Origin of the sequence: Streptomyces sp. NPDC053493 (genome assembly GCF_044544825.1) — a bacterium.
Lineage (GTDB): Bacteria > Actinomycetota > Actinomycetes > Streptomycetales > Streptomycetaceae > Streptomyces.
Genome location: NZ_JBITXS010000004.1, coordinates 245,431 through 266,939, shown reverse-complemented (window position 1 = coordinate 266,939; position 21,509 = coordinate 245,431). Strand labels below are relative to the sequence as shown.

General features: G+C 73.2%; 21 protein-coding genes. 9 read left to right on the top strand and 12 right to left on the bottom strand.

Annotation, left to right across the window (positions count from 1 at the left end; translation table 11 throughout):
* Positions 1–33 precede the first annotated feature (33 nt).
* Genes ACIGO8_RS14565 through pdhA form a run of 3 tightly spaced genes read right to left on the bottom strand, consistent with a single transcriptional unit; the run spans position 34 to position 3,583 of the window.
* On the bottom strand, positions 34–1,392 hold the full coding sequence (locus ACIGO8_RS14565) for a dihydrolipoamide acetyltransferase family protein (RefSeq protein WP_399729185.1): 1,359 nt from the start codon (positions 1,390–1,392) through the stop codon (positions 34–36).
* On the bottom strand, positions 1,392–2,423 hold the full coding sequence (locus ACIGO8_RS14560; RefSeq protein WP_399729182.1) for an alpha-ketoacid dehydrogenase subunit beta: 1,032 nt from the start codon (positions 2,421–2,423) through the stop codon (positions 1,392–1,394). The genes ACIGO8_RS14565 and ACIGO8_RS14560 overlap by 1 nt, the downstream gene beginning before the upstream one ends.
* Complete coding sequence (gene pdhA / locus ACIGO8_RS14555; RefSeq protein WP_399729180.1) at positions 2,420–3,583, bottom strand: pyruvate dehydrogenase (acetyl-transferring) E1 component subunit alpha; 1,164 nt, start codon at positions 3,581–3,583, stop codon at positions 2,420–2,422. The genes ACIGO8_RS14560 and pdhA overlap by 4 nt, the downstream gene beginning before the upstream one ends.
* Before the next feature lie 193 nt (positions 3,584–3,776).
* Between pdhA and ACIGO8_RS14550 the strand changes: the two genes are divergently transcribed.
* Positions 3,777–4,337, top strand: coding sequence for an Lrp/AsnC family transcriptional regulator (locus ACIGO8_RS14550; RefSeq protein WP_399730058.1), 561 nt, complete (start codon positions 3,777–3,779; stop codon positions 4,335–4,337).
* A 168-nt stretch (positions 4,338–4,505) separates the two neighbouring features.
* Here ACIGO8_RS14550 and ACIGO8_RS14545 read toward each other — a convergent pair whose 3' ends face one another.
* Both ACIGO8_RS14545 and ACIGO8_RS14540 read right to left on the bottom strand, forming a co-directional pair.
* Positions 4,506–5,099, bottom strand: coding sequence for a TetR/AcrR family transcriptional regulator (locus ACIGO8_RS14545; RefSeq protein WP_399729177.1), 594 nt, complete (start codon positions 5,097–5,099; stop codon positions 4,506–4,508).
* On the bottom strand, positions 5,096–6,661 hold the full coding sequence (locus ACIGO8_RS14540; RefSeq protein WP_399729175.1) for a 3-hydroxyacyl-CoA dehydrogenase: 1,566 nt from the start codon (positions 6,659–6,661) through the stop codon (positions 5,096–5,098). The genes ACIGO8_RS14545 and ACIGO8_RS14540 overlap by 4 nt, the downstream gene beginning before the upstream one ends.
* A gap of 124 nt (positions 6,662–6,785) precedes the next feature.
* Here ACIGO8_RS14540 and paaN point away from each other — a divergent pair, with 124 nt between their 5' ends.
* Positions 6,786–8,483: a phenylacetic acid degradation protein PaaN gene (gene paaN / locus ACIGO8_RS14535; protein ID WP_399729173.1), complete on the top strand. Its 1,698-nt coding sequence runs from the start codon at positions 6,786–6,788 to the stop codon at positions 8,481–8,483.
* 81 nt (positions 8,484–8,564) lie between these two features.
* Here paaN and ACIGO8_RS14530 read toward each other — a convergent pair whose 3' ends face one another.
* From ACIGO8_RS14530 to ACIGO8_RS14520, 3 genes are read right to left on the bottom strand one after another with little or no spacing between them, the layout of a single operon-like run.
* Positions 8,565–9,242: a TrmH family RNA methyltransferase gene (locus ACIGO8_RS14530; protein WP_399729170.1), complete on the bottom strand. Its 678-nt coding sequence runs from the start codon at positions 9,240–9,242 to the stop codon at positions 8,565–8,567.
* Positions 9,239–10,486: an HTTM domain-containing protein gene (locus ACIGO8_RS14525; RefSeq protein ID WP_399729167.1), complete on the bottom strand. Its 1,248-nt coding sequence runs from the start codon at positions 10,484–10,486 to the stop codon at positions 9,239–9,241. Before ACIGO8_RS14525 ends, ACIGO8_RS14530 begins: the two co-directional genes overlap by 4 nt.
* Positions 10,483–11,460 carry a DUF5819 family protein gene (locus tag ACIGO8_RS14520; protein WP_399729164.1) on the bottom strand — a complete coding sequence of 326 codons (978 nt, stop codon included), beginning with the start codon at positions 11,458–11,460 and terminating at the stop codon, positions 10,483–10,485. Before ACIGO8_RS14520 ends, ACIGO8_RS14525 begins: the two co-directional genes overlap by 4 nt.
* A 110-nt stretch (positions 11,461–11,570) precedes the next feature.
* Between ACIGO8_RS14520 and paaA the strand changes: the two genes are divergently transcribed.
* From paaA to ACIGO8_RS14490, 6 genes are all read left to right on the top strand, one after another.
* Entirely contained in the window at positions 11,571–12,605 is a 1,035-nt protein-coding gene (gene paaA / locus ACIGO8_RS14515) for a 1,2-phenylacetyl-CoA epoxidase subunit PaaA (protein ID WP_399729161.1), read from the top strand.
* The gene (paaB, locus tag ACIGO8_RS14510) at positions 12,602–12,889 is read left to right on the top strand and encodes a 1,2-phenylacetyl-CoA epoxidase subunit PaaB (RefSeq protein ID WP_399729158.1); all 288 of its coding nucleotides are present in this window, start codon (positions 12,602–12,604) and stop codon (positions 12,887–12,889) included. The genes paaA and paaB overlap by 4 nt, the downstream gene beginning before the upstream one ends.
* Positions 12,886–13,611 (top strand): 1,2-phenylacetyl-CoA epoxidase subunit PaaC, encoded by a 726-nt coding sequence (paaC, locus tag ACIGO8_RS14505; RefSeq protein ID WP_399729155.1) that lies wholly within the window; start codon positions 12,886–12,888, stop codon positions 13,609–13,611. The genes paaB and paaC overlap by 4 nt, the downstream gene beginning before the upstream one ends.
* Positions 13,605–14,108 carry a 1,2-phenylacetyl-CoA epoxidase subunit PaaD gene (gene paaD / locus ACIGO8_RS14500; protein WP_399729153.1) on the top strand — a complete coding sequence of 168 codons (504 nt, stop codon included), beginning with the start codon at positions 13,605–13,607 and terminating at the stop codon, positions 14,106–14,108. Before paaC ends, paaD begins: the two co-directional genes overlap by 7 nt.
* A complete protein-coding gene (locus tag ACIGO8_RS14495; protein ID WP_399729150.1) occupies positions 14,109–15,197 on the top strand; it encodes a 2Fe-2S iron-sulfur cluster-binding protein in 1,089 nt (362 codons plus the stop codon).
* A 146-nt stretch (positions 15,198–15,343) separates the two neighbouring features.
* Complete coding sequence (locus ACIGO8_RS14490; protein ID WP_399729148.1) at positions 15,344–16,477, top strand: acyl-CoA dehydrogenase family protein; 1,134 nt, start codon at positions 15,344–15,346, stop codon at positions 16,475–16,477.
* Between the two features lie 13 nt (positions 16,478–16,490).
* On the opposite strand, the gene ACIGO8_RS14485 is transcribed toward ACIGO8_RS14490, so the two are convergent.
* The 4 genes from ACIGO8_RS14485 to ACIGO8_RS14470 form a co-directional block, all read right to left on the bottom strand.
* A complete protein-coding gene (locus ACIGO8_RS14485) occupies positions 16,491–16,835 on the bottom strand; it encodes a rhodanese-like domain-containing protein (RefSeq protein WP_399729145.1) in 345 nt (114 codons plus the stop codon).
* A 69-nt stretch (positions 16,836–16,904) separates the two neighbouring features.
* Positions 16,905–17,711, bottom strand: coding sequence for a J domain-containing protein (locus ACIGO8_RS14480; RefSeq protein WP_399729142.1), 807 nt, complete (start codon positions 17,709–17,711; stop codon positions 16,905–16,907).
* A 410-nt stretch (positions 17,712–18,121) separates the two neighbouring features.
* Positions 18,122–19,582 (bottom strand): DUF2252 domain-containing protein, encoded by a 1,461-nt coding sequence (locus ACIGO8_RS14475; RefSeq protein ID WP_399729139.1) that lies wholly within the window; start codon positions 19,580–19,582, stop codon positions 18,122–18,124.
* A 124-nt stretch (positions 19,583–19,706) separates the two neighbouring features.
* Positions 19,707–20,906 (bottom strand): hypothetical protein, encoded by a 1,200-nt coding sequence (locus ACIGO8_RS14470; RefSeq protein ID WP_399729136.1) that lies wholly within the window; start codon positions 20,904–20,906, stop codon positions 19,707–19,709.
* A gap of 106 nt (positions 20,907–21,012) precedes the next feature.
* Here ACIGO8_RS14470 and ACIGO8_RS14465 point away from each other — a divergent pair, with 106 nt between their 5' ends.
* Positions 21,013–21,468, top strand: a complete 456-nt coding sequence (locus ACIGO8_RS14465; protein ID WP_399729134.1) for a MarR family winged helix-turn-helix transcriptional regulator — start codon at positions 21,013–21,015, stop codon at positions 21,466–21,468.
* The last annotated feature ends 41 nt before the right edge of the window (positions 21,469–21,509 follow it).

Below are 21,509 nucleotides of genomic sequence, written 5' to 3'. Positions count from 1 at the left end.
TGCCCCGGCCGGTGTGCACCCGGCGGAGTCCTCTCAGAGCGTGCGCAGCAGCACCGCCGGGTTCTCGACGCAGTCGGCCACGTGGCGCAGGAAGCCGCCGGCCGTACCGCCGTCGCACACCCGGTGGTCGAAGGTGAGCGACAGCTGCACCACCTGACGCACCGCCAGCTCGCCCTGGTGCACCCACGGCTTGGGGACGATCCGGCCCACGCCGAGCATGGCCGCCTCGGGGTGGTTGATGATCGGCGTGGAGCCGTCGACGCCGAACACCCCGTAGTTGTTCAGGGTGAACGTGCCGCCGGTCAGGTCCGCCGGCGTCAGCGTGCCCTGCCGCGCGGACTCCGTCAGGCGCGCGAACTCCGCGGTCAGCGACTCGGCCGTGCGGCCGCCCGCGTCCCGTACGACCGGGACGACCAGGCCGCGGTCGGTCTGGGCGGCGAACCCGAGGTGCACGGACGGCAGCCGGACGATCTCCCGGGCGGCCGTGTCGACCGTGGAGTTGAGCTCGGGGAAGCGGGCCAGCGCGTGGGTGCAGATCCGGGCGAGCAGCGCGAGCACGGAGATCTTCGGTCCGCCCGCCGCGTTCATCGCGGCGCGCGCCGCCATGAGTTCGGTCGCGTCGGCGTCGACCCAGCAGGTGGCGTCCGGTATCTCGGTGCGGCTGCGCGACAGCTTGTCGGCGACGGCGCCGCGCACACCGCGCAGCGGTACGCGCTCGCCGACGGCGGCCACGGCGGCCGGGGCCTGGGCGGGCGCGGCCTGCGGGGCCGGTGCGGGCCGGTCCCTGAGGGCGAGGGCCGTCTCCACGTCCGCCCGCAGGATCAGGCCTTCGGGTCCCGAGCCGCGGACCTGCCGCAGGTCGAGTCCCTTGTCGCGGGCGAGCTTGCGCACCAGCGGCGAGATCACGGGCACCGGCCCGAGAGGCTCGGCGACGGCCACCGCGGCGGGCGCGGGCGCGGCCTGCGCCGGGTCGGCGGTGGGCGTCTGGTGCCGGACCCGGCGGCGCCGGGCGGCGGGCCCGGCGGTGCCGTAGCCGACGAGCACGTTGCCCGAGTACTCCGAGGACTCCGCCGAATCCGCCGACTCGGCGGCCTGCGCGGGCGTGGCGCCGGTCGTCGCCGCGGGCGCCGCCGGGGTGCCCGGCGCGCCGCCGACGGCGACCGTCAGAAGCGGTGCGCCGACGGGCAGTTCGGTTCCCTCGTCGCCGAACCGGGCGGTGACCACACCGCCGTACGGGCAGGGCACCTCCACCATCGCCTTGGCCGTCTCGACCTCGACGACCGGCTGGTCGATGGCGACGACGTCGCCGACGTCGACGAGCCAGCGCACGATCTCGGCCTCGGTGAGGCCCTCGCCGAGGTCGGGCAGCTTGAATTCGAGCACCTGCGCCATCAGCTGCCCGCCTCCCACTGGAGCCGCGCGACCGCGTCGAGGACCCGGTCCACGCCCGGCAGGTGGTGCCGCTCCAGCATCGGCGGCGGGTAGGGGATGTCGAAGCCCGCGACCCGCAGCACCGGCGCCTCCAGGTGGTGGAAGCAGCGCTCGGTGACCCGGGCGGCGATCTCGCCGCCGGGCCCGCCGAATCCGGTCGACTCGTGCACGACGACGGCCCGCCCGGTGCGCTTCACCGACGCGCACACGGTCTCGTCGTCGAACGGCACGAGCGAGCGCAGGTCGACGACCTCCAGGTCCCAGCCCTCCGCCTCGGCCGCCTCGGCGGCTTCCATGCACACCGGCAGCGACGGGCCGTAGGTGATGAGCGTGGCGCTGGTGCCGCGGCGGCGCACGACCGCCTTGCCGATCGGCTCGACGGCCGCCGGCGCCTCGGGCGACCAGTCGGACTTCGACCAGTAGAGCCGCTTGGGCTCCAGGAAGACCACGGGGTCGTCGGAGGCGATCGCGGCCCGCAGCAGGCCGTAGGCGTCCTCGACGGTCGCCGGGGTGACGACGTGGAGGCCCGGCGTCGCCATGTAGTAGGCCTCGGAGGAGTCGCTGTGGTGCTCGACGCCGCCGATCCCACCGCCGTACGGCACACGGACCACGATCGGCATCGGCATCGTGCCGCGGGTGCGGTTGCGCATCCGCGAGACATGGCTGATCAGCTGCTCGAACGCCGGGTAGGCGAAGGCGTCGAACTGCATCTCCACGACCGGGCGCAGCCCGTACATCGCCATGCCGACGGCCGTGCCGAGGATGCCCGCCTCGGCCAGCGGCGTGTCCGTACAGCGGTCCTCGCCGAACTCCTTGGCCAGGCCGTCGGTGACGCGGAAGACGCCGCCGAGGGTGCCCACGTCCTCGCCCATCACATGGACGGTGGGGTCCTCGGCCATGGCGTCGCGCATGGCGCGCTGCAGGGCCTGCGCCATGGTGGCGGGCTTGGCGGCCGCCTTCGCGGCCGGCCGCGCTGTCGCGTGGGTGGTCATCCCGCCTCGCTCTCGGCGTCGAGCTCCGCCTTCAGCTGCGCCGCCTGCTCGCGCAGCTGCGCGGTCCTGTCGGCGTAGACGTGGGCGAACAGGTCCATCGGGTCGAGCACGGGGTCGGCGTTCATCCGCTCGCGCAGCCGCGCCGCCATCGTCTCGGCGTCCTCCGCCGCCGCGCGGCGGGCCTCCTCGTCGAGGATGCCGCGCTCGGTCAGCTCCCGCTCCAGGATCAGGATCGGGTCGTGCGCCCGCCAGGTCTCGACCTCGCTGTCGCCGCGGTAGCGGGTGGCGTCGTCGGCGTTGGTGTGGGCGTCGATGCGGTAGGTGATCGCCTCGACGAGCGTGGGCCCGCCGCCGCGCCGGGCGCGGGCGACGGCCTCGGTCAGCACCTGGTGGACGGCGACCGCGTCGTTCCCGTCGACGAGCCGGCCGGGCATGCCGTAGCCGACGGCCTTGTGGGCGAGCGACGGGGCGGCGGTCTGCTTGGCGAGCGGCACGGAGATCGCGAAGCCGTTGTTCTGCACCAGGAAGACGACCGGGGCCTGCCAGACGGCGGCGAAGTTCAGCGCCTCGTGGAAGTCGCCCTCGCTCGTGCCGCCGTCGCCGACCATGGCGAGCGCCACGACGTCGTCGCCCTTGAGCCGGGCGGCGTGGGCGAGCCCGACCGCGTGCGGCAGCTGGGTGGCGAGCGGGGTGCTGAGCGGGGCTATGCGGTGCTCGTGCGGGTCGTAGCCGGTGTGCCAGTCGCCGCGCAGCAGGGTCAGGGCCTGCACGGGGTCGAGGCCGCGGGCGACGGCCGCGAGGGTGTCGCGATACGAGGGGAAGAGCCAGTCCCGCTCCTCCAGGGCCAGCGCGGCCGCGACCTCGCTGGCCTCCTGGCCGGTCGTGGAGGGGTAGACGGCGAGCCGGCCCTGCTTGGTGAGGGCGGTCGCCTGCGCGTTGTACCGGCGGCCGCGGACGAGCTCGCGGTAGAGGCGGAGCAGCAGCTCGGGGTCGGCGTCGGCCACCGCGTCGGTGCCGAGCACACGCAGCGGCTCCGCGTCCGGCAGCAGCGGCGCCGGGTCGGTGCGCGGCTGCCAGGCGGGGGGCGGGGTGGGCCGGTAGGCGCGGACGGCACCGGGGGGCTCTTGGACTGTCGAACTGCGCTGTCGCAACGAGTCCACCTCCTCGTGGGAGCGGGCATAACACCCGAAGGCGGGGGGCGCGGAATGTGGCGCGCCTCACCTACCGATTGTTCGGTCGTGGAGGCATTTTGGCTACAGGCACCTTCAGCCTGTGGACAAACGGTTCTCCACAGCTTGGGATGGGTGCAGGTCGTCCACTGGAGAGAGGCGGGGGGACATGGCGGATGAACAAATGGCCGACGTCGAGGAGCGCTCCGATTCAGCGCCCCTGAACGCGCCCCCGGGCGCCGCCCTCCCGGCCGGCCCTGCCATCGTCTCCCCGATGGCGCCCGCCCGCCCGCTGGACGCCGTCGACCGGGACATCCTGCGGCTGCTGCAGGCCGACGGACGCGCCTCGGTCCGCTCGGTCGCCGAGCGGGTCCACGTGTCGCGCGCCAACGCGTACGCGCGGATCAACCGGCTCATCGACGACGGCGTGATCCGGGGCTTCGGCGCCCGCGTCAACCACGAGCGCGCCGGGCACGGCGCCTCCGCCTACATCACGCTCAAGATCGTCCAGAACTCCTGGCGCACCGTGCGCGAGCAGCTCCAGGCGCTGCCGGGCGCCGCGCACATCGCGCTGGTCAGCGGCGACTTCGACGTCCTGCTCCTGGTGCACACGCCGGACAACAGGACCCTGCGCGAGCTGGTGCTCACCCGCCTCCAGTCGATCCCCGAGGTGCTCTCGACCCGCACGCTGCTGGTCTTCGAGGAGACCGACCTCGACCCGTACCCGGCGGACCGCCGCGGCTGACCCACGGGCCCCCGGCCAGCGGGCCCGCCCGGGAGGGCCCGCCAGGCGCCCGCCAGGGGCCGGCCGCGGATCTGCCGGATGCCTGCCAGGGCCGGAAGACGCGACCGCCCGCCCGGGAGGCCCGGGCGGGCGGTCGAGGAACGGCGGAAGAACGCGCGGGCGCGCGGCTCAGCGGGGCGTGCGCAGCCCGTCGAAGGCGAGCCGGACGACCGTGTCCACCAGCTGCTCGCGCTCGGCCACGGTGTCGTGGTGCGGCCGGTACCACTCCACCAGCGAGTTGACCATGCCGAAGAGCAGCCGGGTGGCGAGCCGGATGTCCATGTCCGCCCGCAGGTCTCCCTCGGCCGCCGCCGCCTTCAGGAGGTCGGCGACCCGGTGGTCGAACTCGCGCCGCCGCTCCAGGGCCCACCGCTCGGTCGTGGTGTTGCCCCGCACGCGCAGCAGCAGCGTCACGTACGGCAGCTCCTCCATCAGCACCTCGACGGTGCGCCGGGTCACGTACTCGACCCGGTCGACGGCCCGGCCGCGGTTCGCGGCCGGCTCGTCGAGGACGGCGAAGAGCCCGTCGAGCGCCCGGCTGACCGCCCGCCGCAGCAGCTCCTCCTTGCCCGCCACGTGGTGGTAGATCGACGACTTGGAGATCCCCGCCGCCTTGGACAGGTGCTCCATGGAGGTGCCGTCGTAGCCGCGGTCGTTGAAGACCCGCACGGCGACCGAGAGCAGGGTCTCCGGCGTGTACGTGTCGCGTCGCGCGGTGGTCATCTCGCCTCCTCGGCTTCCTCGGCGTAGGCCCGGCGCATGAGGCCCGGGCTCGGCGCGTACCGCCCCGTCGGACACCGGTCGTGCATCGCCTTGAGCAGGCCGCACGCGCGCCGGTGGCCGAGGCGCCCGGCCCACTCCAGCGGGCCGGCCGGATAGTTGACCCCGAGGCGCATCGCCGTGTCCACGTCCTCGGCGGTCGCCACGCCCCGCTCGACGGCGTCGGCCGCCAGGTCCGCGAGCATCGCGACCGTACGGGCCACGATCATGCCGGGCACGTCGCCGATCACCGACACCTGCTTGCCGGTCGCCTGGAAGAGGCCCACGGCCTCGGCGAGGCCCTCCGGAGAGATGCCCTCACGCGCCGACAGGACGATCCGGCCCGCCTTCTCGTAGTCGAGCGCGAGGTCGAAGTAGACGACGTCCTCCTGGTGGTACTCGAAGGAGGTCTCGCCGTCCGCCAGGCAGAGCCGGGCACCCGACGGCAGGTCCACGAATCCGTCGCCCTTCTTGCGCCGGACGACGACGCCGGCCTGCTCGAAGAGATCCACGAGCGGCTGGGCGGGCCCGAGGTCCCCGCGCACGGTAATCCGCGCGGGCGCCTTCTCCGGCGCCGCGGTGTGCGGCTCGGGGCGCTCGGCGCCCTCCGCGTACGAGAACCAGCCGTGGCCCGACTTCCGGCCGAGCCGGCCCGACTCGACGAGCCGCCGCTGCGCGAGCGAGGGCGTGAACTTCGGGTCCTGGTAGAAGGACTCCCACACGGAGCGGGTCACGGCCTCGTTGACGTCCTGGCCGATGAGGTCGGTCAGCTCGAACGGGCCCATCCGGAAGCCGCCGGACTCGCGCAGGGCCGCGTCGATCGTGGCCGGGTCGGCGGCGCCCTCCTCGTAGAGGCGCAGCGCCTCCGCGTAGAAGGGGCGGGCGACCCGGTTCACGATGAAGCCGGGCGTGTCGGTGCAGCGCACCGGCGTCTTGCCCCAGCCCTTGACCGTCTCGTACGCGCGCGTGGCGGTGTCCGGGCCGGTGGCGAAGCCGCTCACGACCTCGACCAGCGGCAGCAGCGGCGCCGGGTTGAAGAAGTGCAGTCCGACGAAGCGGCCGGGGCGCTTCAGGCCGCCCGCGATCGCGGTGACCGAGAGCGAGGAGGTGTTGGTGGCGAGGACGGTGTCCGCGCCGACGACGTCCTCGAGCTCGGCGAACAGCCGCTGCTTGACGGAGAGCTGCTCGACGATCGCCTCGACGACCAGGGCGGCGTCGGAGAGCTCGGCGAGGGCGCCGGCCGCGTGCAGCCGGGCGACCGCCGCGTCCCGGTCGGTCTTGTCGAGCCGGCCCTTCTCGACGAGCCGGTCCAGGCGGCCCGCGACCGCGGTCACCGCCTCCTCGGCCCGGCCGGGCGCGCTGTCGTAGAGACGTACGGGGTGGCCCGCGACCAGGGCCACCTGGGCGATGCCCTGGCCCATGGTGCCCGTGCCGACGACGGCGACGGTGCGGCTCGGATCGATCGGCCCGGCCCCGTCGGCCGACACCTCGTCGCTCCCCGGGCGGACGTTCGCGTTGGCGGTCATAGGAGTGATCCTCCCCGATGGGTTTTCCACAGGATCGTCGGACCCCCTTGTCCCGACCGATCGTTCGGTTACTCTAACTCCGTACGCGTCTCCCTGCCCAGCTCGACGAGGAGTTGGTCCATCCATGGCCACCGCTCAGCTGACCACCGACCGTCTGGCCGACAAGCACCGGTCCACGCTCGATCAGGCACTCGCCACGATCCGCACCCGTGCTTACTGGTCCCCGTTCCCGGAGCACCCCAAGGCCTACGGAGAGAACGGCTCGCTGGACGCCGCCGCCGGCCTCGCCGCCTACGAGGGCCTGCTCGGCAAGCGCTTCGAGCTCGACCAGCCCGGCACCGACGGCTGGACCGACGGCGAGACCTCGCCCTACGGCCCGGCCCTCGGCGTGGAGTATCCGCACGCCGACATCGACGTGCTGCTGCCCGCGATGCGCGCCGGCACGGCCGCCTGGCGGGACGCCGGGCCCGAGACCCGCGCCCTGGTGTGCCTGGAGATCCTCGCCCGGATCTCCGCCCGCACCCACGAGTTCGCCCACGCCGTCATGCACACCAGCGGCCAGGCGTTCATGATGGCCTTCCAGGCCGGCGGGCCGCACGCCCAGGACCGCGGCCTGGAGGCCGTGGCGTACGCGTACGAGGAGCAGACCCGCACCCCGGCCGGCCGCACCGCCTGGTCCAAGCCGCAGGGCAAGCGCGAGCCGCTGGAGCTGGCCAAGGAGTTCACGCCGGTCGCCCGCGGCATCGCGCTCGTCATCGGCTGCAACACCTTCCCCACCTGGAACGGGTACCCGGGCCTGTTCGCCTCCCTGGCCACCGGCAACCCGGTCCTGGTCAAGCCGCACCCGCGCGCCGTCCTGCCGCTGGCCCTCACCGTCCGGGTCGCCCGCGAGGTCCTCGCCGAGGCCGGCTTCGACCCCAACCTGGTGGCGCTGGCCGCCGAGCGGCCCGGCGAGGGCATCGCCAAGACGCTGGCCGTCCGCCCCGAGATCCGGATCATCGACTACACCGGCTCGACCGCCTTCGGCGACTGGCTGGAGGCCAACGCCCGCCAGGCCCAGGTCTACACGGAGAAGGCCGGCGTCAACACGGTCGTCGTCGACTCCACCGACGACTACAAGGGCATGCTCTCCAACCTGGCCTTCTCGCTGTCCCTCTACAGCGGCCAGATGTGCACCACCCCGCAGAACCTGCTGATCCCGCGCGACGGCATCAGCACCGACCAGGGCCCGAAGTCCTACGACGAGGTCGTCGCCGACCTCGCCGGCGCGGTCGGCGGCCTGCTCGGCGACGACGCCCGCGCGAACGCCCTGCTCGGCGCCCTCGTCAACCCGGACGTCAAGGCCCGCCTGGAGGCCGCGGCCGGCCTGGGCGAGGTGGCCCTCGCCTCCCGCGAGGTCGTGAACCCCGACTTCCCCGAGGCCGTCGTCCGCACGCCGGTCATCGTGAAGCTGGACGGCTCCAAGCCCGACTCCGAGGCGGCCTACTTCTCCGAGTGCTTCGGCCCGGTGTCCTTCGCCGTGTCCGTCGACTCCACCACCGACGCCCTGGAGCTGCTCCGCCGCACGGTCCGCGAGAAGGGCGCGATGACCGTCGGCGCGTACACGACCTCGCCCGAGGTCGAGCGCGCCGTGGAAGAGGTGTGCCTGGAGGAGTCGGCCCAGCTGTCCCTGAACCTCACGGGCGGCGTCTACGTCAACCAGACCGCCGCCTTCTCCGACTTCCACGGCTCCGGCGGCAACCCGGCCGCGAACGCCGCCCTCTGCGACGGCGCCTTCGTGTCCAACCGCTTCCGCGTCGTCGAGGTCCGCCGCCAGTCCTGACGCCCTCCGCGACGCTCCTTCACCCGTCCTTCGCCCTCGACGCCCTCAGGCGTCGGGGGCGAAGGACCGTCCGGGCGACGCTCAGTCGATCTCCGCGTACCGCTGCACCCAGGCGTGCATCGCCACCGCCGCCGCCGCGCCCGCGTTGATCGACCGCGTCGAACCGAACTGGGCGATCGAGCAGACCATCGCCGCGTGCGCGCGGGCCTCCTCCGTGAGGCCGGGACCCTCCTGCCCGAACAGCAGCACACACCGCCGCGGGAGCACCGTCCGCTCCAGCGGCACCGCGCCCGGCAGGTTGTCGATGCCGATGATCGGCAGGTCCTCGGCCGCCGCCCACGCGGTCAGGGCCGCCGTGTCCGGGTGGTGACGCACATGCTGGTAGCGGTCGGTGACCATGGCCCCGCGCCGGTTCCAGCGCCGCCGCCCGACGATGTGGATCTCCTTCGCCAGGAAGGCGTTGGCGGTCCGCACCACCGAACCGATGTTGAAGTCGTGGCCCCAGTTCTCCACGGCCACGTGGAAGTCGTGGCGCCGGGTGTCCAGGTCCGCGACGATCGCCTCGCGCGTCCAGTACCGGTAGCGGTCGACGACGTTGCGCCGGTCGCCGCCGGCCAGCAGCTCCGGGTCGTAGTGCTCGCCCTGCGGCCACGGCTCCGGATGCGGCCCGACGCCGACCTCGGAGCCGTAGCCCTCGTCGTACTGGACGGGCTCGGTGCCCTCGACGGGCGGCACGGCGTGTTCTTCGGTGGTGCTCACCCGACGAGGGTACGGCTGCTTTCCGCGTCACCCGAACGGCTCTGCCGCGGCACCCGCGCCGCGCCGTCCACCGGCGCCGCCCGCCCCAGCAGCCGGTCCCGGCCCCGCGCCGCCCGCGCGCCGAGCCAGACCAGGAACGCCGTCGGCAGGAACACCGCGTCCGCCGCGATCATCGCGAGCGAGAAGAACGGCAGCCCGAGCAGCGCGGCGATGCCGGCGTGTTCCAGGATCATCGCGACCAGCAGCACGTTCTTGACCTTGCGGTTGAAGAGCGTGAAGGGGAACGCGACCTGGACGATCACGGTGCCGTAGGTCAGCAGCAGCACCATCAGCCCGCTCGCGCCGAGCAGGGCGGACAGCTCCGGCCAGGGCGCGAAGTAGTCGAGCTTGAGCGGGTAGTACAGCGCGGTGCCGTCCTGCCAGCGCGAGCCCTGGACCTTGTACCAGCCGGCCGTGGCGTAGATCAGGCAGACCTCCGCCATGATCACGACGAGGGCGCCGTTGTGGACCAGGTTGGCGACGACGTCGAGGAGGACGCGCGGCTCGTCGGCGGCGTAACGGCTCACCAGCCACCACAGTCCCTGCCCCAGCCACAGCACCCACATCAGCACCAGCAGCCACCACTCACCGGTGACGCCGGAGAAGTACGTGGCGGCCATCAGGAGCCCGCCGAGCACCGTCCACAGCAGCGGCCCCACGATCCCGTCCTCGCCCCGGCCTTCCCGGCCTTCCCGGGCGGCGCGGGTGGCGCGCCGGGCGTCGAGCGACCAGACCTGGGCGCAGCGGGTGAGGACGAGGTAGAGCGACATCAGGTGGACGACGTTGTCGCCGCCGTCGCCCATGAAGATGGAGCGGTTCTGCAGGGACATCACGCCGGCCATGAACACCACGGAGACGGCCCGGGTGTGCCAGCCGAGCAGCATCAGGACGGCGGAGAGGATCGCGAGGCCGTAGACGATCTCGAACCAGAGCCGGCCGTCCGACCACATCAGGACGGTGAAGGAGCGGTTGTCGGTGATCAGCCGCCGGCCCATCTCCCAGGACCAGGGGCCGTCGGGGCCGTACAGCTCGAGCCGGTGGGGCCACTCGCGCACCAGGAACAGCAGCCAGGTGAAGGAGAAGCCGATCCGGACGATCGCCGTCTGGTACGGGCCGAGGGCGTGGGCCGTGACCTTCTGGACGCCGGCGGCCAGCCGCCGGTCGAAGGGCACGCGGGGCCGCGGGGCGGCGGGGGTCTGCGTCATCGGGCCGTCTCCGTCCTGGCCTGGGCCGTGGTCTCGGCGGATCCGGCGGGCCGGTCGGCACCGGAGGCTTCGGCAGCTTCGGCGGAACCCGCGGGCCGGTCGGCGTCGGTGATCCGCCACCACGGATAGTCGCGGACGACCGGCCGCGTGTCGGTCCGCTCGGTGCTCCACGCGGGCGACGGGACGGGCCGGGAGACGGAGCGCAGCTGGATCTTCTCGACCGTGCCGCCGAGCGCCCGCTCGTCGAGCCGCAGCATCACGATCCGCCGCATGTACTGCCCGGAGAGCTCCCCGCGCAGCCCGTTGGGGCGGTGGTCGTCGGTGTGGGAGTTGAGATAGAAGTCCCAGGCCCTGCGCAGCTCGTTCTGCGCGGTGTGGCTGGGCAGGACGTTGCCGCGGATCCGCGCCGTGTCCTGGGCGGACAGGTCGATCCAATCGGTGGTCGTGCGGCCGCCGCCCTTCCCGGCGATCTCGGCGCGGACCTCGACGGAGATGTTCTGCTGGAGCGGGTTGGGGGCGAAGAGCTTCCAGTTCTGCTCGAACTCGGGATAGACCCAGTCGTCGACGGCCTCGCCGTGCTTCTTGGTGACCGTGTTCGACGGCGCGACGTGCAGGAAGACCATCGCGAGGTGGACGCAGGCGAAGACGCCGAGGACGGCGAGGGCGACGGCCGCGGCCACCTGGTACGGCATGGAGAGCGCCGCGATCCCGGCCCGCGCGCCCTCCGCGCTCCCGTTCGGGCCCGGGTCGGCGGCTTCCCGCCCGGCGTCCGGCTCGACGTCCCGCTCGACTCCTCGTTCGGCGCCCGGCTCGACCTCTGCCTCGACGTCCTGCCCGGTCTCCGGTTCGGCGTCCGGTCCTCGTCCGGCTCCGGCGGAGTCGGCCACCCGTTCGGGTCCGGCAGGTCTGCCCACCCGTTCGGGCGAACGCCCCGGACCGGGCTCGCCCACGCCCTCGTCCTCGTACGAGTCCATCGCGCCCCGCTCCCGATCGGCTCAACGGTTATCCACAGGGTTGACACCATACGGGCCGCCGAACGACCATTGAAGTCATTCAACCGAACGATCGGTCGGTAGGGGGTCCGATGACCGCAGGTACGGCAGAGACGACAGCGACAGCGGAGTCGGCGGTGCCCGAGTCCGCCCTTGAAGCGGTGTTCGACGCGGCCATCGCCGCCGACGAACGCATCGAGCCCCGCGACTGGATGCCCGACGCCTACCGGGCCGGGCTGGTCCGCCAGATCGCGCAGCACGCCCACTCCGAGATCATCGGCATGCAGCCGGAGGCCAACTGGATCACCCGCGCGCCCTCCCTGCGGCGCAAGGCGATCCTCATGGCCAAGGTCCAGGACGAGGCCGGCCACGGCCTGTATCTGTACAGCGCCGCGGAGACCCTCGGCACGAGCCGCGACGAGCTCCTCGACAAGCTCCACTCCGGCCGCCAGAAGTACTCCTCGATCTTCAACTACCCCACGCTGACCTGGGCCGACGTCGGCGCGATCGGCTGGCTCGTCGACGGCGCCGCCATCACCAACCAGGTCCCGCTCTGCCGCTGCTCCTACGGGCCGTACGCGCGCGCCATGGTCCGCGTCTGCAAGGAGGAGTCCTTCCACCAGCGCCAGGGGTACGAGGCCCTCCTCGCCCTCTCCCGCGGCACCGAGGCCCAGCACGCCATGGCCCAGGACGCGGTCGACCGCTGGTGGTGGCCCTCGCTGATGATGTTCGGTCCGCCGGACGACGAGTCGACGCACTCGGCCCAGGCGATGGCCTGGAAGATCAAGCGCCACTCCAACGACGAGCTGCGCCAGCGCTTCGTCGACATCGCCGTCCCGCAGGCCGAGGCCCTCGGCCTCACCCTCCCCGACCCCGACCTCAAGTGGAACGAGGAGCGCGGGCACTACGACTTCGGCCCGATCGACTGGGACGAGTTCTGGGACGTCCTCAAGGGCAACGGCCCTTGCAACGAGCAGCGGCTCGCCAAGCGCCGCCAGGCGCACGAGGACGGCGCCTGGGTCCGGGACGCCGCCGCGGCGTACGCCGAGAAGCACGCCGACAAGCACCACCAGCACATCACCGGCGAAGGCGCCGGACCGCACACGGACGGGGAGGCACGGGCATGACCACCGACGGATGGCCGCTGTGGGAGGTGTTCGTGCGCTCGCGCCGCGGACTGTCCCACACCCACGCCGGCAGCCTGCACGCGCCGGACGCCGAGATGGCCCTGCGCAACGCCCGCGACCTCTACACCCGCCGCAACGAAGGCGTGTCGATCTGGGTCGTCCCCTCCGCCGCGATCACCGCCTCCTCGCCCGACGAGAAGGACCCCTTCTTCGAGCCCGCGGCCGACAAGCCCTACCGCCACCCCACCTTCTACGAGATCCCGGACGGGGTGAAGCACCTGTGACCGCCGAAGCCACCACCGTCCCGGCCGCGACGCTCGCCCTCGGCGACGACGCCCTCGTCCTCGCCCAGCGCCTGGGGGAGTGGGCGGGCAACGCACCCGTCCTCGAAGAAGAGGTCGCCCTCGCCAACATCGCGCTCGACCTCCTCGGCCAGGCCCGCGTCCTGCTCTCCCTCGTCGGCGACGAGGACGAACTGGCCTACCTCCGCGAAGAGCGCGCCTTCCGCAACTGCCAGCTCGTCGAACAGCCCAACGGCGACTTCGCCCACACCATCGCCCGCCAGCTGTACTTCTCCACCTACCAGCGCCTCCTCTACGGACAGCTCGCCGGCACCGACGGCCCGCTCGCCGGCCTCGCCGCCAAGGCCGTCAAGGAAGTCGCCTACCACCAGGACCACGCCGAGCACTGGACCCTGCGCCTCGGCGACGGCACCGACGAGAGCCACCGGCGCATGCAGCAGGCCTGCGACGCCCTCTGGCGCTACACCGGCGAGATGTTCCAGCCCCTCGACGGACTCGACCTGGACACCACCGCGATGGACGGCGCCTGGCTCGACTCCGTCACCACCGTCCTCGAACGGGCCGGACTCACCGTCCCGTCCGGGCCGCGCACCGGAGCCTGGCGCGCCGGAGCCGGCCGCCAGGGCCTGCACACCGAGCACTTCGGCCGGATGCTCGCCGAGATGCAGCACCTCCACCGCAGCCACCCGGGGGCGACATGGTGACCACGGCACCCACCGCCCTCGAGGAGGAGCTGGCCCGCATCGCCGGCGCCGTCCCCGACCCCGAGCTGCCCGTCCTCACCCTCGCCGACCTCGGCGTCCTGCGCGGCGTCCACGTCCAGGGCCCCGGCCGCGTCGAGGTCGAGCTCACCCCGACGTACACCGGCTGCCCGGCCGTCGAGACGATGTCCACCGACATCGAAAAGGCCCTCCACGAGCACGGCGTGCCCGAGGTCAGCGTCGTCACCGTCCTCAGCCCCGCCTGGTCGACGGACGACATCACCGAGGAAGGCCGCCGCAAACTCGCCGAGTTCGGCATCGCCCCGCCCCGGCCCCAAGGCCCCGCCGGCGGCCCCGTCGCGCTCACCCTCGCGATCCGCTGCCCCCACTGCGGCTCCACCGACACCGAGCTCCTCAGCCGCTTCTCCTCCACCGCGTGCAAGGCACTGCGCCGCTGCACCGCCTGCCGCGAACCGTTCGACCACTTCAAGGAGTTGTAGATGCCGTCCTCCAGCGCCGGACGGGCCGGGTTCCATCCGCTCCGGGTGAGCGAGGTCGAGCAGCTCACCGACGACTCCGTGGCCGTCACCTTCGCGATCCCCGCCGAGCTGCACGACGCCTACCGCCACACCCCGGGCCAGCACGTCGCCCTGCGCCGCACCGGCCCGCACGGCGAGGAGATCCGCCGCACCTACTCCATCTGCGCCCCGGCCGCCGCCGCGGGCGAGCCGCCCGTCCTGCGCGTCGGCATCCGCCTCGTCGACGGAGGCGAGTTCTCCACGTACGCCCTCAAGGAACTCGCCGTCGGCGACACCGTCGACGTCATGGAGCCCACCGGCCGCTTCGTCCTCGCCCCGCGCCCCGGACACTTCGCGGCCGTCGTCGGCGGCAGCGGCATCACCCCGGTCCTCTCCATGGCCACCACCCTGCTCGCCCGGGAACCCGAAGCCCGCTTCTGCCTCGTGCGCAGCGACCGCACCGCGGCCTCCACGATGTTCCTCGACGAGGTCGCCGACCTCAAGGACCGCTTCCCCGGCCGCTTCCAGCTGGTCACCGTGCTCTCCCGCGAGGAACAGCAGTCAGGCCTCCCCTCCGGGCGGCTCGACCACGAGCGGCTCAGCGCCCTGCTGCCCGCGCTCCTCCCGGTCGGCGACATCGACGGCTGGTTCCTGTGCGGGCCGTTCGGCCTGGTGCAGAGCGCCGAGCAGGCCCTGCGCGACCTCGGCGTCGACCGCGCCCGCGTCCACCAGGAGATCTTCCACGTCGACGACGGCTCCGCACCCGCCCCGGTCCCCGCGGCGGACGCCCCGGCCCACGCCACACTGACCGCCACCCTCCACGGCCGGTCCGGCAACTGGCCGGTCCAGCAGGGCGAAACGCTGCTGGACACCGTGCTGCGCGCCCGGGCGGACGCCCCGTACGCCTGCAAGGGCGGCGTCTGCGGCACCTGCCGCGCCTTCCTCGTCTCCGGCGAGGTCCGCATGGACCGCAACTTCGCCCTGGAGCCCGAGGAGACCGACGCCGGCTACGTCCTGGCCTGCCAGTCGCACCCCGCCACCCCGGAGGTCGAGCTCGACTTCGACCGCTGACCCGGACCGCTCACTCCGGCCACCGGCCCGGACCACCGCCGAGCGGGCCCGTCCTCGCCCGTCCCCGTCCATTCCCTTCCGGTAGAACCTGTTCTATCTTGACGACCCGTCAGACGCGATGCCAGCGGGCCGGAAGGGACAGGACAGTGGACTTCACCTTCACCGAAGAACAGCAAGCGGCCGTCGAAACGGCCAAGGCCGTCTTCGCCGACGTCAGCCCCGACGCCGTACCCAGCCCCGCCCTCACCCAGGGCGCGGTCGCCGACGACCTCGACCGCGCCCTCTGGACCCGCCTCGCCGACACCGACCTGCTCGGCCTCGTCCTCGACCCCGCCCACGGCGGCGCCGGACTCGACCCCATCGCCCTCTGCCTCGTCCTGCGCGAATCCGCCCGCGCCCTCGCCCGCGTCCCACTCCTCGAAACCAGCGCGGTCGCCCTCACCCTCCAGCAGTACGCGCCCGCCACCACCGCCGACGCCCTGCTCCCCCGCATCGCCCGCGGCGCACTCGTCCTCACCGCCGCCGCCCACGGCCGCACCGGCCACGACCCGGCACCCCTCGCCGTCACCGCCCGCCGCGACCACACCGGCTGGACCCTCGACGGCCACACCGGCACCGTCCCCTGGGCCCACACAGCCGACCTCATCGCCGTGCCCGCCCACACACCCGACGGCCGCGCCGTCATCGCCCTGCTGCCCCGCACCCACCCCGGCCTCAGCCTGGCCGACCAGTACGGCACCCACGGCGAACACCTCGCCGCACTCCACCTCGACGACGTCCGCCTCGAACCGGCCGACGTCATCGACACCGAAGGCGCCTGGGAACGACTCCACGCCCTGCTCACCACCGGGACCTGCGCCCTCGCCCTCGGCCTCGGCGAACAGGTCCTCGCCATGACCAGCCGGTACACCGGCAAACGGGAACAGTTCGGCCACCCCGTGGCCACCTTCCAAGCCGTCGCCGTCCAGGCCGCCGACCGCTACATCGACCTACGCGCCATGGAAGCCACCCTCTGGCAGGCCGCCTGGCGCATCACCACCGACGCCGCCGGACCCCTGCCCGCCGCCGCGGACATCGCCGTCGCCAAGATCTGGGCCTCCGAAGGCGTACGCCGCGTCGTCCAGACCGCCCAGCACCTCCACGGCGGCTTCGGCGCCGACACCGACTACCCGCTGCACCGCTACCACGCCTGGGCCAAACACCTCGAACTGTCCCTCGGCCCGGCCGCCCGCCACGAGGAGGAACTCGGCGACCTCCTCGCCGCCCACCCCCTCGCGTAAGAACACCGCGCTGCTACAGCACGTACGCGGGGCTCCCGCCGTCCGCCACCATCGGGCGCCCCGCACCCTCCCAGGCCAGCATCCCGCCGTCCACGTTCACCGCGTCGATGCCCTGCTGCACCAGATACTGCGTGACCTGCGCCGACCGGCCACCCACCCGGCACATCACGAACGCCCGACGCCCGTCGGCCACCGCCTCGGTCACCTCACCGAACCGCGCCACGAAAGCACTCATCGGCACGTGCAGCGCACCCTCGACATGACCGGCCGCCCACTCGTCGTCCTCACGGACGTCAAGAACCAGAGCGTCCGCCGGCACGGAAGCCGCGTCGACCGACGGCAGCGGGGCGAAATTCATGGACCTGGCCTTCCCTCTGAGAACTCGGCGCCCACACGGGCGCACCACTGTCGAACCTACTGCACCGACTCAGCCGACGAGCCCCGCCAGCTCCGCCTCACGCTCCGCGACCTGCGCGAGCAGTTGCTCCGCGATCTCCTCCAGCAGCCGGTCCGGATCGTCCGGCGCCATCCGCAGCATCGCGCCGATCGCGCTCTCCTCCAGCTCCCGCGCGACCACCGACAGCATCTCCTTGCGCTGCGCCAGCCACTCCAGACGTGCGTACAGCTCCTCGCTCTCGCTGAGCCGCGACTCCGGCGCCGGCCCCGCGGCCCACTCCTCCGACAGGTCCCGCAGCAGACCCTCGTCACCACGGGCGTAGGCCGCGTTCACCCGCGTGATGAACTCCTCGCGCCGCTTGCGCTCGTCCTCGTCCCGCGCCAGATCCGGGTGCGCCTTGCGCGCCAGCTCCCGGTACAGCCGGCGCACCTCGTCGGAGGGCCGTACGCGCTTGGGCGGCTGCACCGGCCGGTCCGTCAGCATCGCCGCCGCCTCGGCGGACAGCCCGTCGGAGTCGACCCAGTCGTGGAACAGCTCCTCCACGCCGGGCATCGGCATGACCGCCGCCCGCGCCTCCTGGGCCCGCCGCAGGTCCTCGGGATCCCCACTGCGCGCCGCCCGGGCCTCGGCGATCTGCGCGTCGAGCTCGTCGAGCCGCGCGTACACGGGGCCGAGCTTCTGGTGGTGCAGCCGGGAGAAGTTCTCCACCTCGACCCGGAAGGTCTCCACCGCGATCTCGAACTCGATCAGCGCCTGCTCGGCCACCCGCACGGCCTGGTCGAGCCGCGCCTCGGGCCGCTCCTCGGACCCGCCATCCACGCCCTGGTCCACGCTCACGTCACGCCCGCCCACGTCCTCGTTCCGGCTGTCCCACCCACCCTACGATCCTCCGGGGGCCCCTCCCCCCTCCCTCCCCCTCCCCTCCCCCCGTGAACTGCGGTGCGTGCGCCGTCCAGCTCGCGCCAAGCGGGCTCGCGCCGTCGGCGCGCTCGCCGCGACCGCGCCCGCCCCAGCCGGGCTCGCGCCGTCGAGCGGGCGCCCGTCGCCCCGGGTGGCCGGCCCAGGCCAGACCCCTGAGGTCACACGCCTGAGGTCGGACCCCGAGGCCAGACGCCCGAGGTGAGACACCCGGGGTCAGACACCCGAGGCGAGACACCCCGCGGTCAGACACCCGCGGTCAGACACCCGAGGCGAGACACCCGGGGTCAGACACCCGGGGTCAGACACCCGCGGTCAGACGCCCGGGGTCAGACGCCCGGTTCGGCCGCTATGCGGCCGGTGCGGATCGCCGACAGGAGGTCGGCGTGGTCCGCGGTGGTGCGGTCGGCGTAGGCGACGGCGAAGGACGCCATGGCCTCGTCGAGTTCCTCGTTCTTGCCGCAGTAGCCGGCTATCAGGCGCGGGTCGGCGCTGTGGGCATGCGCGCGGGCGAGCAGGGCGCCGGTCATGCGGCCGTAGTCGTCGAACTGGTCGGCGGTGAGGGCGGCCGGGTCGACGCTGCCCTTGCGGTTGCGGAACTGCCGGACCTGGTAGGGCCGCCCGTCGACGGTGGTCCAGCCGAGCAGGATGTCGCTGACGACCTGCATCCGCTTCTGTCCGAGCACCACGCGTCGCCCTTCGTGCCCCGCGTCCGCCGCCGTGAAGCCGGCGGCCGGGAGGTGGGGCAGCAGGACGGAGGGTCGGGCCTCCTTGACCTGGAGGACGAGCGGCTCGCCCCGGTGGTCGAGCAGCAGGACGACGTACGACCGGGTGCCGACGCTGCCGGTGCCGACGACGCGGAAGGCCACGTCGTGGACGGCGTAGCGGGCGAGCAGCGGCAGCCGGTCCTCGGAGACGGTCTCCAGGTAGGGGCCGAGGGAGGCGGTGACGGCGGCCGCCTCCGCGTCGGGCACGCGGCGCAGGACCGGCGGTGCGTCGACGAATCGTCTGCCGCCGCCTTCCGTCTCGGGCACGGGCTCGGTCGAGCGGGCGGCGAAGCGGGCGCTGGTGTTGTTGCGGGCCTTGGCCGAGACGCGTTCGAGGGTGCCTATGAGGTCGCGGGCGTCGGTGTGGGAGACGAGTTCCTCGTCGGCGATGGCGTTCCAGGCGTCGAGTGCGGGGAGCCGGGCGAGCAGGCGCATGGTGCGCCGGTAGGCGCCGACGGTGTCGAAGGCGGCGGCCCGGCAGGTGTCCTCGTCGGCGCCGGCTTCGCGTCCGGCGAGAACGAGGGAGGTGGCGAGTCGTTTGAGGTCCCATTCCCAGGGGCCGACGACGGTCTCGTCGAAGTCGTTGAGGTCGATGACGAGCCGGCCGCGGGCGTCGCCGTAGAGGCCGAAGTTGGCGGCGTGCGCGTCTCCGCATATCTGGGCGGCGATGCCGGTGACGGGTGTGCCAGCGAGGTCATGGGCCATGAGCCCGGCCGAGCCGCGCAGGAAGGCGAAGGGGCCGGCGGACATCCTGCCGACGCGGATGGGTGTGAGTTCGGGGACGCGGCCGCGGCTGGACTCCTCGACGGCGCGGACGGCGTCGGGGCGGTCTGCCGGAGCGTCGACGAGGGCGTGGGCGGCGCGGGGCACGAGGTCGCGGAGTGCTTTTCCGCGCTGCTTGGCGGAGGCGGCTCCGCCGGTGCCGCGCCGGGCGAATCCGGGCACGTGCGGCACGCGCACGTGGCCCTCGCCGGTCGTGGTGTGGTCGCGCTGTTCCGGTACCGCTGTCATGGTCTCGCCCATGGGACGCCCCCCGCCGTTCGCTGCTCTCGTCAACATCAACTCTGTCGACTGGGCATGACGGTACAGGCGGAGCGGGAGGCCGTCTCCCCCTGTGGAAAACGGCCTGTGGACAACTCTGTCGACGTCAGACGCCGACCGCTTCCTCCATCTCCTCCTCGGCGTCCGCGTCGGCCGTGGCGCCGGCCCGGTGCCGGGCGCCGGCGGCGGGAACGGTGGCGGGAACGGCGGCGGGGTGCGCGGCCGAAGGGGCTGCGGCGGCGACCGCCCGGCGGCGGGTCTCGGTGATGCCGGCGACGGCGGCCAGGGCGATGCCGGCGAGGAGCCAGAGCGTCAGGACGAGGACGTTGCCGCCGAGGGCGTGGCCGTCGAAGTAGACGTGGCCGCGGACGCCCTCGACGAATCCGGCGCCGTTCCAGAAGGCGTGCAGCGAGCCGAAGAAGCCGGGCTGGAGTTCGGGCCGGTAGATGCCGCCGGAGCTGGTGAAGTTCAGCATCACGAACAGCACCATGACGCCGAGGGTGGTCCAGCGCTTGAGGAAGGTGTGGAGTCCGACGCCGATCAGCAGGATGCCGGCGCAGTAGAGCCAGGACAGGGCCCAGACGCCACCGAGTCCGTGGTCGACGAGGTGGAAGAGGGGTCCGGCGAAGACGGCACCGATGGCGCTGACGACGAGGGACATGCCGGCGGCGAGCAGGGCCCTGATCCGCATGGGCAGGACGGCTCCGGCGCCGCCGATGACGGCGACGGAGGCGTAGGAGCCGATGCTGAGGGCGACGAGGAGGAAGAAGACGCCCTGGCCGGTGGGGTCGCCGGAGGAGACGGGAGCGACGTCGGTGATCTTGAGCGGCTGGCCCTGGGTGGCGGCGACCTTGGTGAAGACCTTCTCGACGGCCATGGCGCTGGTGTCGGAGGAGGCGGAGGCGACGAGCAGTTCGGGCCGGCCGGCGGCCGCACCGGCGGCCGCCCCTCCGGCGTCACCGGCGTGGTCCGCGGAGCCGGCGTGGTCCGCGGAGCCGGTGTGGCCGGGGATGTAGGCGCCGAAGCTGGAGCGGTCGCGCAGGGCGTCGGTGGCGGTGGCGCGGTCGGGAACGGTACGGACGTCGAGCGCGCCCGCGCCCTTGTCCTGGAGGGTCTGGGCGAGGACCTGGGCCTGGGGCCCGGAGCCGACGACGTCGACGCGCAGGTCGTGGGGTTCGGGCGCGTGAAAGGCGCCCAGGTAGGCGAGGCCCATGCCGATGCACATCAGCAGGGGCGTGAGCAGGTGGCCGAGGACGTGGCGCAGTGCTCCCTTGGTGTGCGGTCCTACGGACGGTCCTGCGGACACCGGAACCTCCATGGTTGGCTTTTACAACTAAACAACCGTTGTACTATACAACCGACAGGGAAGGTCCGGCCAGCGGAGTCCGGCCTGCGGCGACAAGGAGCGCACCATGAGCGGCGGCGCGCGGGAGACATCCCTCGACACCATCCAGCGGGAACTGACGGCGTTCGCCCGCCGGGCCAGGGCCGCCGCGGCCCGCCTCCACCCGGAGCTCCCGCTGGTCTCGTACACGCTCCTCGCCCACATCGACGACCGGCACGGCTGCCGGGCCACCGATCTCGCGGCGCACTACCTGCTGGACAAGTCGACGGTCAGCCGCCAGATCGCGGCCCTGGAGAAGCTCGGCCTGGTGGAACGGCGCCCCGACCCGGAAGACCACCGCGTCCAGGTGCTGCACCCGACCGACGCCGGCACCCAGCTCCTCGCCTCGACGCAGGCGAGCCGGCTCGCCGCGTACGAGGAGCGCCTCAAGGACTGGTCGGCCGACGACCTGGCCGCGTTCGCGTCGTATCTGCTCCGCTACAACGCGGCGGGCGACGCCGGTCTGCCCGGCACCAAGCCGTAACCACCCAAGGGCGGCGGCCCTCCCGGCCGCCGTCCGCCGCA

Bases quoted from the DNA above. Each gene is read 5' to 3' on its own strand.
- ACIGO8_RS14565 (WP_399729185.1), bottom strand. From the start codon at position 1,392: ATGGCGCAGGTGCTCGAATTCAAGCTGCCCGACCTCGGCGAGGGCCTC.
- ACIGO8_RS14560 (WP_399729182.1), bottom strand. From the start codon at position 2,423: ATGACCACCCACGCGACAGCGCGGCCGGCCGCGAAGGCGGCCGCCAAG.
- ACIGO8_RS14550 (WP_399730058.1), top strand. From the start codon at position 3,777: ATGGCCGACGTCGAGGAGCGCTCCGATTCAGCGCCCCTGAACGCGCCC.
- ACIGO8_RS14545 (WP_399729177.1), bottom strand. From the start codon at position 5,099: ATGACCACCGCGCGACGCGACACGTACACGCCGGAGACCCTGCTCTCG.
- ACIGO8_RS14540 (WP_399729175.1), bottom strand. From the start codon at position 6,661: ATGACCGCCAACGCGAACGTCCGCCCGGGGAGCGACGAGGTGTCGGCC.
- paaN (WP_399729173.1), top strand. From the start codon at position 6,786: ATGGCCACCGCTCAGCTGACCACCGACCGTCTGGCCGACAAGCACCGG.
- ACIGO8_RS14525 (WP_399729167.1), bottom strand. From the start codon at position 10,486: ATGACGCAGACCCCCGCCGCCCCGCGGCCCCGCGTGCCCTTCGACCGG.
- ACIGO8_RS14520 (WP_399729164.1), bottom strand. From the start codon at position 11,460: ATGGACTCGTACGAGGACGAGGGCGTGGGCGAGCCCGGTCCGGGGCGT.
- paaA (WP_399729161.1), top strand. From the start codon at position 11,571: ATGACCGCAGGTACGGCAGAGACGACAGCGACAGCGGAGTCGGCGGTG.
- paaB (WP_399729158.1), top strand. From the start codon at position 12,602: ATGACCACCGACGGATGGCCGCTGTGGGAGGTGTTCGTGCGCTCGCGC.
- paaD (WP_399729153.1), top strand. From the start codon at position 13,605: ATGGTGACCACGGCACCCACCGCCCTCGAGGAGGAGCTGGCCCGCATC.
- ACIGO8_RS14495 (WP_399729150.1), top strand. From the start codon at position 14,109: ATGCCGTCCTCCAGCGCCGGACGGGCCGGGTTCCATCCGCTCCGGGTG.
- ACIGO8_RS14485 (WP_399729145.1), bottom strand. From the start codon at position 16,835: ATGAATTTCGCCCCGCTGCCGTCGGTCGACGCGGCTTCCGTGCCGGCG.
- ACIGO8_RS14475 (WP_399729139.1), bottom strand. From the start codon at position 19,582: ATGGGCGAGACCATGACAGCGGTACCGGAACAGCGCGACCACACCACG.
- ACIGO8_RS14465 (WP_399729134.1), top strand. From the start codon at position 21,013: ATGAGCGGCGGCGCGCGGGAGACATCCCTCGACACCATCCAGCGGGAA.